Consider the following 12,539-nt stretch of genomic DNA (forward strand, 5'->3'; position numbering starts at 1 on the left):
ACATGATTCGACTCTCAACTTTCTGGGCTGCATTTTGCCTCCTTCTATGCGTGAACTTTGTTCATGCAGAAAAAGCTGATCAAGATAAGCCAATCATCCTTGAAGCCGAGAGCGTTTCAGTAAATGATGTTCAGCAGATTTATGATCTCAAAGGCCAAATTCTGCTAATTAAGGGCAGTATGGTTGTGACGGGTGATGATGGTCATATCCAAGTCGATCCTGAAGGCTATGAATTTGTTGATATCAAAGGTACCGCTGACACTGCTGCAAGCTTTAGGCAAAGAAGAGAGGGTTCAGCTGATGAGTTTATGCAGGGACATGGCACTCAGGTTACCTACAATGCAAAAACAGAGTTACTAACCATCACTGGCGATGCCAGATTAAAGCGTTTATTAAACATGCAGATGCTTGATCAACTGCAAGGCTGGAAAATTGAGTACGATGACATTACTGAACGTTATCGCGTAACACCACCAAGCAGCACAAAACCAGAGGACCTTCCCTTGGCAAGAGCAATCCTTTCACCAAGAAGAAAAGCCACACTAGAAAAATGACAACGGATCAAGCTCAAGACAATTCAACTGCAACACTCAGCGCCCATAAATTACAAAAACGTTATGGCTCAAGAACCGTAGTACGCGATGTTTCGGTAGAAGTGAAATGTGGTGAAGTGGTTGGACTTCTGGGACCAAATGGTGCCGGCAAGACCACCTCCTTTTACATGATTGTCGGTCTAGTGCCGGCAGATGGCGGTCAAATAGTGCTAGATGGCAAAGACATCACACATTTACCTATCCATGAGCGCGCTCGAATGGGTCTTTCCTATTTGCCTCAAGAAGCATCTGTTTTCAGAAAACTCAATGTTGCTGAAAATATTCAAGCCGTTCTGGAGCTCCAAGTTCAAGGCGGCAAGCCATTAAGCAAAGCCGAGATTACTAATCGATTAGATGAGCTCTTAGGAGAACTTCAAATCGGCCACCTGCGCAATAATCCAGCACTGTCTCTTTCGGGTGGTGAACGTAGACGCGTAGAAATTGCTCGAGCTTTAGCTTCACAGCCTAAATTTATTTTGTTGGATGAGCCCTTTGCCGGTGTTGACCCCATTGCCGTTGGGGAAATTCAGCGAATCGTTCGTTTCTTAAGAGACCGACAAATAGGCGTTCTAATTACAGACCATAATGTTCGAGAAACCCTCGGTATCTGCGATCATGCCTACATCATTAGTGAAGGTAGCGTTCTAGCAGAAGGTCAGCCAGATCAAATCATCCAAAATGACGCGGTTCGCCGGGTCTACCTGGGTGAGAACTTCCGGATGTAATTCCCCATCCTTGTGCAAAGCGCAGGGCTTCTATCCGTATAAGTAGTAAAAAAATCCCTTTCTCCTCTTGGATTTGGGCAAATTCGCTGATACGCTGGAGGTTCATGCATTACTTCTCAAAAAAAACAGCTCAAATTCTACAGGGGCATGCTGCGCACCCCAGCTACAGCTATGCGCAGGCTTTGATATAAGGAGTCGCTAATGAATTTAAAAATTAATAGCCGTCATGTTGAAGTTACCCCCGCCATGCGAACACATCTAGAGGCCGGCTTAGCGAAAATTCGAAAGCACTTCGACCATGTTATAGATGCCTCAGCATTTTTAGTCGTTGATAACGCCAAAGAAAAAGATCTACGTCAAAGCGCCGAGATCACCATTCACCTCAAAGGCAAAGAATTATTTGCCGAAGCCCATAACGCCGATCTTTACCACGCCATGGATGCCGTCGTTGACAAACTGGAGCGCCAGGTCGTTAAACATAAGGAAAAGATCCAGGATCATCATCACGAAAAACGTTTTGAGTGATCTCCAGCGTCAGGACACCTATAATCATTTCCAATGAATGCCCTGACTAATCTTTTCACCCACGACTGCATCGCATTAGACAATCCTGCTAAAAACAGGGCTGATGCGTTTGCAGCCGCTGGAGCACTATTTGCCAAGCAAGTTGGTATCGAAGCAAGCTCAGTCATCGAGTTCTTAAACGCTCGTGAAGAATTGGGCTCAACCGCCCTTGGAGCAGGAGTCGCCATACCGCACGGTCGAGTAAAAGGATTAAAGCAACCGGCAGCTGCGCTTATTCGCCTCAAAGACCCAATTGAATTTGCCGCACCCGATGGCGAGCCTGTCAAAACCCTCATATTCCTATTGGTGCCTGAGAAGGCAACACAGCAACACCTAGAAATTCTCTCCTCGATTGCGCAACTGTTATCAGATGCGGATGTTCGTGAAATATTGAACACCTCTACCGATACAACAAAAGTTTGTGAGCTGTTGCAGCATTGGGGTAATACAAAATGACACAGCCATTACTCCTAGATGGAGTAACTGCTCAGCAGATTTTTGATGACAATGTCTCCGATCTCAAGCTATCTTGGATCGGCGGCCTTGAGGGTGCCGATCGAACCTTTCCGCCTGAAGCAGTCAAGGCAGCGGCCGCCAGCTCTGACCTTGTAGGTCACTTAAATCTTATTCATCCAAGCCGTATACAAATTTTTGGCGAACAAGAAGTTGATTACCACGCAGCCTTGGAGCCCAAACAAAAACAGGAGCAAATTGCGAGCCTGATTTCAAAAACACCGCCTTGTGTGATTGTGGCTGATGGCAAGACTGCTGATCCAGATCTACAACTGTTCTGCCAGCGATCTTCAACACCATTATTTACAACGCAAATTTCTGCAGCAGAGGTGATTGACCATCTGCGCACCTATCTCACCAAAATCGGCGCCCCACAAATCACGATGCATGGCGTCTTCATGGACATTCTGGGATTGGGCGTCTTGCTTACTGGTGAATCTGGTTTAGGTAAAAGTGAATTAGGCCTTGAGCTGATTTCACGCGGCCATGGTCTTGTTGCTGATGATGCGGTTGATTTTGCACGACTTGGCCCAGATTACATTGAGGGCCGCTGCCCAATCATTCTCAGAAATCTACTAGAAGTTCGTGGTCTGGGCTTACTCGATATTCGTACTATCTTTGGTGAAACTGCGGTACGCCGCAAATTAAAGCTTCGCCTCATTGTTCAACTCGTTCGCAGAACTGATGGTGAATTTGAGCGGCTTCCACTGGAAGATCAACACGTTGATGTCTTGGGCGTGCCCATTCGTACCGTAAAAATCCAAGTGGCAGCAGGTCGAAACTTAGCCGTCCTTGTTGAAGCAGCAGTACGCAATACGATTTTGCAACTGCGCGGTATTGATACCCTAAAAGAATTTATTGAACGCCAGCGTATTCAAATGAATGCTGAGGCAGATTCGACAAAGTCCCAAGGACGCCTGCTGTAAGTCATGCAAATCAATCTGATTACCGGAATCTCAGGCTCAGGTAAATCAGTTGCCCTGAGGGCATTCGAGGATGCTGGATACGATTGTGTCGATAACCTTCCTGTATCTTTATTGGAAAATCTGATTGACACCCTAGCACGAGAAAATAGTGAACGAGTTGCTGTAGCGATCGATGCGCGCCGTGGTCAATCTATTGCCGAACTCCCCTCAATTCTTGACACCCTAAAGCGCAAGCATCAAGTCAGGGTTGTATTTTTAAATGCTGATACCAACACCTTGGTACAGCGATTTTCAGAAACACGGCGTCGACATCCTTTATCAAGCGATGCCGAACAATCACAATCAGCCACTTTAATTGAGGCAATTGATAAAGAACGGAATCTACTTGAGCCCCTACGTGCGCAAGCCCACAGTATCGATACCAGCAATCTTCCTGCTCACGCCCTGCGCTCTTGGATTCAAGACCTCCTGAAAGATAAACCTGTTGGACTCACCGTTATTTTTGAATCCTTTGGTTTTAAAAAAGGTGTCCCCAGTGAAGCAGACCTTGTTTTTGATGTACGCTGCCTCCCCAATCCTCACTATGACAAAGTGCTCAGACCACTTACAGGTAACGACAAACCCGTTAAGGAGTTTTTAGAGAAAATTGCTGAGGTTGTGAGCATGGAAAGTGACATTACCCAATTTATTGAGAAATGGTTGCCCCATTACATCGCGGATGGACGTAGCTACTTAACAGTTGCCATAGGTTGCACTGGTGGGCAGCACCGCTCAGTCTATTTAGTCAACCGTATTAGCGAACATTTCCGAGCCAAAAAAGATCTGATCGATTTGCAGCTTAATTTTTTAGATCGTCATCGAGAACTAGACTCAATCCCTGCAACAAAATCTTAATAGGCTGTGGCAAACCATAGCGGCCCAACTGCCTGATGGGCACCCATCGTAAGTCTTCACCTTTTGGCTCCAAACTTCGAGAAGCAGCTACCTCCCAAATCTGCATCCACAATCGTCTATGGGTAAAGACATGTTTAATCTGAGGGCCTAGAGTTGTACCTTTACAAGCCTTCTGCCATGAGGCTATGTTTTCATTTGGCAAAGCCTCTTCAAATATATTTTTGAACGCTGGTAGTTTTCTTTTTTTATCAGACTTTACAACCCAAGCTGATTCTGGCAAGGACCATAAGCCGCCCCAAATGGCTTTGCTCGGACGCTTTTGTAACAGGATGGAATTGCCGGACCGAATCAGCAGCATATCGCAATCAAACTCAGGTGACTTTGCTTTCACTGTCTTGTGTGGAAATGAGAGTACTTGATTGCTGAGATTCGCTTGGCAATCTTTTTCAAAGGGGCACTTTTGCTCATTACCAAGACAAACTGGCTTACGAGAGGTACACCAAGTAGCACCAAAATCCATTAAGGCCTGAGTGTAGACAGGCATATCTGAAGGCTTCTTTGGCAATAACTTATCTGCCAAATTCCACAAGCCATCGTTAACAAGCTTATTTTGTAATGCGCCTTCTACTGCAAATAAACGAGCCAATATTCGTTTAACGTTAGCATCCAGAATTGGCGCTCTTACATGAAAAGCAAATGCCGCAATAGCCCCTGCCGTTGATAGACCAATTCCCTTTAATTTTTCAAGTAAAGCAGGATCACTTGGAAACTTTCCATTGAACTCATTAACTACTTGCTGCGCACACGCATGTAAATTTCGCGCGCGAGAGTAATACCCCAAGCCAGCCCACTCCGCTAGCACTTCATCTATATGCGCAGCAGCTAGTTTTTTTACTGTTGGAAAACGTTTCATAAAACGAGGGTAACGCTCTAATACGGTAGCCACTTGTGTTTGCTGTAGCATGATTTCTGAGACCCAGACAGCGTAGGGGTCTCGAATGCCTTGCCACGGCAAACCAGATCGGCCATAACGAGAATGCCAAGTAATTAACTTCTGCGAAAAAAGATCAACTAACGTTTTTGACATGTAGGGCAGAAGTAGGTAGATCGTTGCCCTTGCACGATTTGTTTAATCGGTGTTTTGCACACTTTGCATGGCTGATCTTTGCGATCATAGACTTTGGTTTGCACCATGAAATGGCCAGGATCGCCATCGCTATTCACAAAATCTTTCAGGCTACTGCCACCTGCGGCAATTGCTTTTTTCAAAATGAATCTAACTGCTTCAGCCAATCGAGAGCACTGAGGGCGCGTTAATTTACCCGCTGGTTTTGCTGGATGAATTCCTGCCTTGAACAAACTTTCAGAACAGTAAATATTGCCGACGCCAACAACCACTTGTCCTGCCAATAAAAATTGCTTTACAGCGACACTATGATTTCGAGAAGATTGGTACAGTAACTCTGCGCCAAGCTCACCCTCAAACTCTTGAGAAAAAGGCTCAACGCCTAGTTTTTGCAAGAGCAGATTTTTCTCTATAGGCCCTTTTGATACCGGATGCCATAAAACCGCTCCGAATTTTCTTGGGTCATGTAGGCGTAAGCTCAAACGCCCAAACTCCAAAATCACACGATCATGGGGTTTCAAAGGCTCTTTAAGAGGAAGTACTCTTAAAGTTCCCGTCATACCTAAGTGAATCAATAAATGGCCAGTGGCAAACTCAATTAATAGGTACTTTCCTCTTCTCTGAATATCCTTCACCTTTTGCCCAAGCAATAGCTTGGATAGATTTTTAGGGACGGGCCAACGTAAACGCCCATCCAATATCTGGACGGCGGAAACGGCTTGTCCCTGAAGATGCGGGGCAATACCCAATCTGGTGACTTCTACTTCTGGAAGTTCTGGCATAAATGAATTGTAGATTCGCAGATTAGAATGTGCTTATGAGCAAATTATCATTTTTCTCCCTGGTGATCCTGACTGGCGGAGCTTTGCTAATCGGCTCAGCTCGAGCTCAAACGGATGAAGCGCCAACAGGGCAAGCAGTCTTTGAAGTTTTAGCCTCTGAGATAGCATTGCAACGGGGTGAGGCAGGCCTAGCCTATAACACCTATATGGAAATGGCTCGGCAATATAAAGATCCTCGCCTCGCTCAGCGAGCGATGGAGATTGGCATTGCAGGTGGTTCGCCTGAGCTTGCTTTACAAGCCGCCAAGGTTTGGGATAGCCTAGCGCCCGCTTCCGATACCAAACCCAAAGAAGTATTTATCACCCTTCTGATTCTGAATAATCGCTGGTCCGATGCGGTGAAACCGGCGGTTTCCTTGCTACGCCAACAAACACCTGCTCAGCAAGAAAACACGCTTGTGCAACTACAAGCATTGCTAGGCAAAGCCAAGAATGAGTCTGAAGCTTTGCGCGCTTTTTATGAGATCGCTTCGAATGCAAAACTAAGTCCCAAGAATTTAAGTTTGCTTTATACCTATGCCATGTCAGCCGAGAAAGTTGGTCGGGTTGATGTCATGGAAAAAACTTTGCGAGAAATTTTGCGCAAGAGCCCCAATGATGTGAATGCTCTTAATGCCCTTGGCTACTCTCTTGCTGATCGCAATACTAAATTACAGGAAGCATTTGCACTTATTAGTAAAGCGCATCAACTCTCCCCTCAAGATGCTTTTATCCTAGATAGTTTAGGTTGGGTAAATTTCCGTCTTGGCAAAAATGAGCTTGCACTAGAACAATTACAGCAAGCATTTCGGATGAAGCCCGAAGCAGATATAGCCGCACATACTGGTGAAGTTTTATGGTCCATGGGACGAAAAACTGAAGCAGAAGCCATGTGGCAAGAGGGTCAAAAATTAGACGCCAATAACACTACTCTTCAAGAAACTTTAAAACGCTTAAAGCCTGACTGGTTAAGCCCAACTCAAGCCCTAAAGGGCTCATGGGATGGACGTTTTGCCGTGAAGGTTACGGGCCTAACTGAGGCCCAAAATCAAGGGGGTTCTGGTGGCTTTACCTTAGTTCAAGACAATCTCAAAGATACTCTTGAGATTCGCAACCCTGTCGGTGGAGCAATTGCAAAAATTACGATTACTCCAGGAGAAGCCACCCTAGAACGAGATGGTCAAATCACTAGCGCGATTGACGCCGATACTCTGGTGCAAAACACTTTAGGGCTTCCCTTGCCAGCAAGAGGTTTATCGAATTGGCTAAGGGGAGAAACTCGTCCAGGTAGCGAAGCTAGCATAGAGAGAAATAACAAGGGGCAGGTAAGCGAAATTCGTCAAGATGGATGGAATTTACGCTACACCTGGAGCGATTTGAACCGTCTCGATAAGTTAACGATGACCAGAAGCTCAAACATCGGATCGATTGATATTCGTCTTGTTTTTGATCAAGCAAATGAGTGATGCCATTCACAGCGAGCTAGTACTGGAATCACCTGCCAAGATCAATCTGTTTTTACATATTGTGGGCCGCAGACCTGATGGATACCACCTACTGCAATCAGCTTTTCAGCTAATCGATTGGTGCGACACGATTACGCTCAAGCAAATTTCAGAAAATGAAATTCGTCATGCAAATCCAATCCCAGGTGTTCTGCCAGAGCATGATCTTGTAGTGCGTGCAGCCGCGCTCTTGAAAGATTTTTGTCAAATCAAGGCTGGGGTAGAAATTCACCTCAAAAAAGAAATTCCAATGGGCGCTGGTTTAGGCGGAGGGTCATCCGATGCAGCCACTACCTTAATTGGCTTAAATAAACTCTGGGGGCTTGGCCTCGATACCAATACACTCTGCAAACTTGGTCTCCAACTTGGGGCTGACGTTCCTTTCTTTATTTTTGGCAAAAATGCTTTTGTAGAAGGTATCGGGGAGCAATTACAAGAAATCAGCCTAGATCAGCGCGATTTTTTGGTGATCTTTCCCAATCAAGGCATCCCAACTATTCGCATCTTCCAAGACCCTCAATTGACCAGAGATCACGGTCAGATTACAATAGATGGCTTTCTTGCATCGCCATGGTCCAATCTTTCGAATGATTGCCAGGCAGTAGCGATGCGGATATGTCCTGAAGTGAAGCATGCTTTGAATTGGATTAGTCAGGCAATACCGGGTTCTGAGCCCCGTATGTCAGGCTCCGGAAGTAGCGTTTTTGCCATCTTAGACCCTAAGATTGAGCGCGAAAGACTGGAAAATCTTCTACAAAATCTTCCTAAAGGGTGGAAAGGTCGGGTTGTTCGGGGGCTAAACAAAAATCCCGCTTACAATTTGATTTCTTCAGATTGAGCTGTAGGGGAATCGCCAAGCTGGTTAAGGCACTGGATTTTGATTCCAGCATGCGAAGGTTCGAATCCTTCTTCCCCTGCCAAATACTGTAGAAATGACAAAGATAACCTTTTGACCCTACAAAATCTCTATAACTATGTCCTCCACCAGCTCAGATTTATTGACTTTATTTACAGGCAACGCAAATCCGATTTTGGCGCAGGCCGTAGCCAAAGAACTAAAGTTACCACTGGGCAAAGCTTTTGTTGGCCGTTTTTCTGACGGTGAAATTCAGGTTGAGATTCAAGAAAACGTACGCGGCAAAAATGTCGTGGTTATTCAATCAACCTGTGCCCCAACAAACGACAGCTTAATGGAGCTCATGATCATGATTGATGCGCTAAAGCGCGCATCTGCAAGTCGCATTACCGCTGTCATTCCCTATTTTGGATATGCCCGCCAAGACCGCCGCCCTCGCTCGGCTCGCGTGGCAATCTCCGCCCGCATCGTAGCGAATATGCTTCAGTCTGTTGCAGGTATTGAGCGCGTGCTCACTATGGACTTGCACGCCGACCAAATTCAGGGCTTCTTTGATATTCCTGTAGATAACATCTACGCCTCGCCTGTTTTATTAGCAGACTTGCAAGCGCAAAAAACACATAAGGATTTGATTGTTGTATCCCCTGACATTGGCGGCGTTGTTCGCGCTCGCGCCATGGCAAAACAACTAGGCACTGATTTAGCGATTATTGATAAGCGTCGTCCTAAAGCAAACGTTTCTGAAGTAATGCATTTAATCGGTGAAGTAGAGGGGCGTCACTGCGTAATCATGGATGACATCATCGATACAGGTGGCACACTTTGCAAAGCGGCCGAAGCGCTCAAAGAACGCGGCGCTAAGGGCGTAACTGCTTACTGTACTCATGCAGTTTTATCTGGTGGTGCGGTAGCGCGTATCGCTGCCTCCGAGTTGGATGAGCTAGTGGTAACTGACACCATCCCTCTGACAGCAGAGGCCTCAAAAGTCAGCAAAATTCGCCAATTGTCTGTAGCCCCATTGCTTGCCGAGACCCTGTCCCGCATCAGCAAGGGTGACTCAGTCATGTCTATGTTCGCCGAATAAGCCAAAAAAACGCTGTTTTAACCCCCTTTTGGACTGTTTCTGGGTGTTTTTTTACCGTTTATAGGTGAAAAACATCGTTCCCACGATATAATTTATGGCTTTTCCGTTTGGTCGCGAACGGAAATTAACCTCAAAAAGGGAATTTAATATGAAAGTTGTCGCCTTTGAAAGAAGCGTACAGGGAACGGGTGCGAGCCGCCGTCTGCGCAATTCTGGAAAAACTCCAGGAATCGTTTACGGAAGCAAAGAACCAGCCTTGGTTATCGAGTTAGATCACAACGCTTTATTCCATGCTCTCCGCAAAGAAGCATTTCACTCATCTATCCTGGATTTGGAAATTTCTGGCAAAACACAAAAGGTGTTGTTGCGTGATTACCAAATGCATCCATTTAAGCCATTGGTTTTGCATATTGACTTCCAGCGCGTTTCCGCGACTGAGAAAGTTCACATGCGCGTTCCATTGCACTTCACTAACGCTGAAACTTCAGCTGCTGTGAAATTGCAAGGCGCTGTTGTAAGCCACATCCTCAATGACATCGAAGTTTCTTGCTTACCAGCAGACTTGCCAGAATTCATTGAAGTGGACTTAAGCAAGATTGAAGTAGGTCACTCAATTCATGCGAAAGACATTACTTTGCCAAAAGGCGTTTCATTGGTATTGCACGTTGAGCAAGAAAACCCAGTGATCGCAAACGCACGTATTCCAGCCGTTAAAGCCGCTGAGACTGAAGAAGCTGCTCCAGCAGCTGCCGCAGCTCCAGCAGCCGCGCCTGCTGCTGATGCCAAGGACAAAGCTTAATTTATTAAGATTTACCAATGCATCCAAAGCCCGCGCAAGCGGGCTTTATTTTTTGAGTAATCTTTTGCTTGGATTTTTTTGTCGAAACTATTTTATATCTTTAAACTCCCACCATGAGCAAATTAATTGTTGGCCTTGGCAATCCTGGCGATGAACACGAAGAAGATCGGCACAACGCCGGCTTTTGGTTTGTCGACGCCCTCGCAAAACAATTAAATGCCCGCTTTGAAACTGAAAAACGCTTTCATGGAAAAGTGGCTAAAGCAAAATGGGAAGGGGAAGAGCTTTATCTTCTAAAGCCGACCACGTATATGAATTTGAGTGGGCAAGCGGTTGGCGCTTTGTGCCGTTTTCATAAAATCAATGCTGAAGATATTTTGGTGATTCAGGATGAGCTTGATTTAAAGCCTGGAACCGCTCGATTAAAACTAGGTGGTGGCACTGGCGGCCATAATGGCCTTAAAGATATCCAGGCACACCTTGGGACCCCTCAATATTGGCGTTTACGTCTGGGTATAGGTCATCCACGAGATTTGGCTGGCGATGGGCACCCAATGGATGTAGCTGACTATGTTCTGCGCAGACCTCAACTAGCCGAACAAAAACTCATTGATGCGAGCATTGAAAATGGTTTACAAATATTGCCGCTGTTTTTGAAGGGCGATCCCCAAACCGCCATGATGGAGCTTCACTCTAAAGGCTAGATACTAGCTTTGGCTCGCTTTTTTATTAGCAGTTAACAGCCTGAATTTCACCATTAACTGCTCTTGGGTTTCTTTGTGTTCTGGATTAAATGGAATGCAGTCAACTGGGCAGACTTGACGACATTGAGGTGCATCGTAATGACCTACGCACTCAGTGCACTTATTGGGATCAATCTCATAGATCTCTAGTCCCATGTAGATTGCATCATTGGGGCATTCTGGCTCACATACATCGCAATTGATGCATTCGTCAGTGATCATTAGAGCCATACTTACTTATACCAATCTGACTTATTTTGTTTTTTGCTGTGAAGACTCAATCTTCTTCACTAACCACTTCTCCACGGAAGGGAAAACAAACTTACTAACATCGCCGCCCATTGAAGCAATCTCACGAACGAAGGTTCCTGAGATAAATTGATACTGGTCAGATGGGGTCAAGAATAATGTCTCTACATCAGGCAACAAGTAACGGTTCATACCTGCCATTTGAAACTCATACTCAAAATCGGACACTGCGCGTAAACCACGCACAATCACTCGTGCATTGTGCTCACGCGCGAAATCTTTTAACAAGCCATCAAAGCCAACGACCTTCACGTTTGGGTAATGCCCTAGAACTTCTCTGGCGATATCGATACGCTCTTCGAGAGTAAAGAATGGGTGCTTGCTTCGACTTGAAGCAACACCAACGATGAGCTGATCAAAAATATTAGATGCGCGACGCACCAAATCCTCGTGACCACGAGTTAAGGGATCAAACGTTCCTGGGTATACAGCTACAGTCATACATCTCCTAAGGCTTTATCGGCTACACGCAAGAGTTTAGCCTCTTCCACTCCGAAATAGGCAGGCTTTTACCTGTCCAGCCTCTAAGTACTTTCCACAATGCCAAGAGGGCAATAGGGACTCCACTTCTTCACGCGAACGATTTGCAGGAAATTCCACATAAATTCCGCCCCCCATAGTGTCATCACATACTCTGGCAGCTTCGTGCACTGCGCGATTCAATAAGTCCGAATCCTGAAAGGGGGGATCAATAAAGATCAAGTTGACAGATTTATCGGGTTGCCCTTTGAGAAATTCCAAGCTATCGCCTTGCATGATTTCTACCGAACCTGTTGCTGGAGATGACTTCAGTAAATCAAAATTTTTCAATAAATTGGCGTGTGCTTTTTTATCTTTCTCAAAAAGAGTAACCGCACTTGCACCACGAGATGCAGCCTCAAAACCTAGAGAGCCTGTACCCGCAAATAAATCTAAGCATCTCAAGCCTGTTAGATCCTGCCCTAACCAATTAAATACAGTTTCACGAATACGATCGGTTGTTGGGCGCAAACCCGGCAAGTCTATTACGGTGAGCAAGCGACTTCTCCAGTTACCGCCAATAATCCGCACCTTCTTTGGCAGCTCGCTCTTCAAGGATTTC

Annotated in this window: 16 protein-coding genes and 1 tRNA gene; 12 read left to right on the forward strand and 5 right to left on the reverse strand. The window is 45.7% G+C overall.

Translation table 11 applies throughout. The features are described 5' to 3' along the window. Nucleotides 1–2 precede the first annotated feature (2 nt). From lptA to rapZ, 6 genes are all read left to right on the forward strand, one after another. Nucleotides 3–554 (forward strand): lipopolysaccharide transport periplasmic protein LptA, encoded by a 552-nt coding sequence (lptA, locus tag NHB35_RS09955; RefSeq protein ID WP_353432202.1) that lies wholly within the window; start codon nt 3–5, stop codon nt 552–554. Beyond that, nucleotides 551–1,318, forward strand: coding sequence for an LPS export ABC transporter ATP-binding protein (gene lptB, locus NHB35_RS09960; RefSeq protein WP_353432203.1), 768 nt, complete (start codon nt 551–553; stop codon nt 1,316–1,318). The genes lptA and lptB overlap by 4 nt, the downstream gene beginning before the upstream one ends. A gap of 201 nt (nt 1,319–1,519) precedes the next feature. Further along, nucleotides 1,520–1,843: a ribosome-associated translation inhibitor RaiA gene (gene raiA / locus NHB35_RS09965; protein ID WP_173956490.1), complete on the forward strand. Its 324-nt coding sequence runs from the start codon at nt 1,520–1,522 to the stop codon at nt 1,841–1,843. Nucleotides 1,844–1,876: 33 nt separating this feature from the next. Next, nucleotides 1,877–2,338, forward strand: a complete 462-nt coding sequence (locus tag NHB35_RS09970) for a PTS sugar transporter subunit IIA (protein ID WP_353432204.1) — start codon at nt 1,877–1,879, stop codon at nt 2,336–2,338. Next, nucleotides 2,335–3,321 carry an HPr(Ser) kinase/phosphatase gene (gene hprK, locus NHB35_RS09975; RefSeq protein ID WP_353432206.1) on the forward strand — a complete coding sequence of 329 codons (987 nt, stop codon included), beginning with the start codon at nt 2,335–2,337 and terminating at the stop codon, nt 3,319–3,321. Before NHB35_RS09970 ends, hprK begins: the two co-directional genes overlap by 4 nt. A gap of 3 nt (nt 3,322–3,324) precedes the next feature. Next, nucleotides 3,325–4,215: an RNase adapter RapZ gene (rapZ, locus tag NHB35_RS09980; RefSeq protein WP_353432207.1), complete on the forward strand. Its 891-nt coding sequence runs from the start codon at nt 3,325–3,327 to the stop codon at nt 4,213–4,215. Here rapZ and mutY read toward each other — a convergent pair. Continuing rightward, nucleotides 4,160–5,302 (reverse strand): A/G-specific adenine glycosylase, encoded by a 1,143-nt coding sequence (mutY, locus tag NHB35_RS09985; RefSeq protein ID WP_353432208.1) that lies wholly within the window; start codon nt 5,300–5,302, stop codon nt 4,160–4,162. The two genes, rapZ and mutY, sit on opposite strands and share 56 nt — an antisense overlap. After that, the gene (mutM, locus tag NHB35_RS09990; protein ID WP_353432209.1) at nt 5,287–6,123 is read right to left on the reverse strand and encodes a bifunctional DNA-formamidopyrimidine glycosylase/DNA-(apurinic or apyrimidinic site) lyase; all 837 of its coding nucleotides are present in this window, start codon (nt 6,121–6,123) and stop codon (nt 5,287–5,289) included. Before mutM ends, mutY begins: the two co-directional genes overlap by 16 nt. A 35-nt stretch (nt 6,124–6,158) precedes the next feature. On the opposite strand from mutM, the gene NHB35_RS09995 reads away from it, so the two are divergent. The 6 genes from NHB35_RS09995 to pth all read left to right on the forward strand — a co-directional run bounded on the left by NHB35_RS09995 (nt 6,159) and on the right by pth (nt 11,110). Further along, a complete protein-coding gene (locus tag NHB35_RS09995; protein ID WP_353432211.1) occupies nt 6,159–7,628 on the forward strand; it encodes a lipoprotein insertase outer membrane protein LolB in 1,470 nt (489 codons plus the stop codon). Then, a complete protein-coding gene (ispE, locus tag NHB35_RS10000; RefSeq protein WP_353432212.1) occupies nt 7,621–8,505 on the forward strand; it encodes a 4-(cytidine 5'-diphospho)-2-C-methyl-D-erythritol kinase in 885 nt (294 codons plus the stop codon). Before NHB35_RS09995 ends, ispE begins: the two co-directional genes overlap by 8 nt. Before the next feature lie 5 nt (nt 8,506–8,510). Further along, a tRNA-Gln gene (locus tag NHB35_RS10005) sits at nt 8,511–8,587 on the forward strand. A gap of 54 nt (nt 8,588–8,641) precedes the next feature. After that, the gene (locus tag NHB35_RS10010) at nt 8,642–9,607 is read left to right on the forward strand and encodes a ribose-phosphate pyrophosphokinase (protein WP_173956498.1); all 966 of its coding nucleotides are present in this window, start codon (nt 8,642–8,644) and stop codon (nt 9,605–9,607) included. Between the two features lie 148 nt (nt 9,608–9,755). Next, a complete protein-coding gene (locus tag NHB35_RS10015; RefSeq protein WP_353432213.1) occupies nt 9,756–10,406 on the forward strand; it encodes a 50S ribosomal protein L25/general stress protein Ctc in 651 nt (216 codons plus the stop codon). Nucleotides 10,407–10,519: 113 nt separating this feature from the next. Next, a complete protein-coding gene (gene pth, locus NHB35_RS10020; protein ID WP_353432214.1) occupies nt 10,520–11,110 on the forward strand; it encodes an aminoacyl-tRNA hydrolase in 591 nt (196 codons plus the stop codon). Nucleotides 11,111–11,113: 3 nt separating this feature from the next. On the opposite strand, the gene NHB35_RS10025 is transcribed toward pth, so the two are convergent. The 3 genes from NHB35_RS10025 to rsmD are packed head-to-tail and all read right to left on the reverse strand — an operon-like array spanning nt 11,114 to nt 12,532. Continuing rightward, nucleotides 11,114–11,380 (reverse strand): YfhL family 4Fe-4S dicluster ferredoxin, encoded by a 267-nt coding sequence (locus NHB35_RS10025; RefSeq protein WP_353432216.1) that lies wholly within the window; start codon nt 11,378–11,380, stop codon nt 11,114–11,116. 21 nt (nt 11,381–11,401) lie between these two features. Beyond that, nucleotides 11,402–11,899: a pantetheine-phosphate adenylyltransferase gene (coaD, locus tag NHB35_RS10030; RefSeq protein WP_353432217.1), complete on the reverse strand. Its 498-nt coding sequence runs from the start codon at nt 11,897–11,899 to the stop codon at nt 11,402–11,404. 36 nt (nt 11,900–11,935) lie between these two features. Beyond that, complete coding sequence (gene rsmD, locus NHB35_RS10035; RefSeq protein ID WP_353432219.1) at nt 11,936–12,532, reverse strand: 16S rRNA (guanine(966)-N(2))-methyltransferase RsmD; 597 nt, start codon at nt 12,530–12,532, stop codon at nt 11,936–11,938. Nucleotides 12,533–12,539 lie beyond the last annotated feature (7 nt).

The organism is Polynucleobacter sp. MWH-UH23A, from assembly GCF_040409805.1.
Taxonomy (GTDB): domain Bacteria; phylum Pseudomonadota; class Gammaproteobacteria; order Burkholderiales; family Burkholderiaceae; genus Polynucleobacter.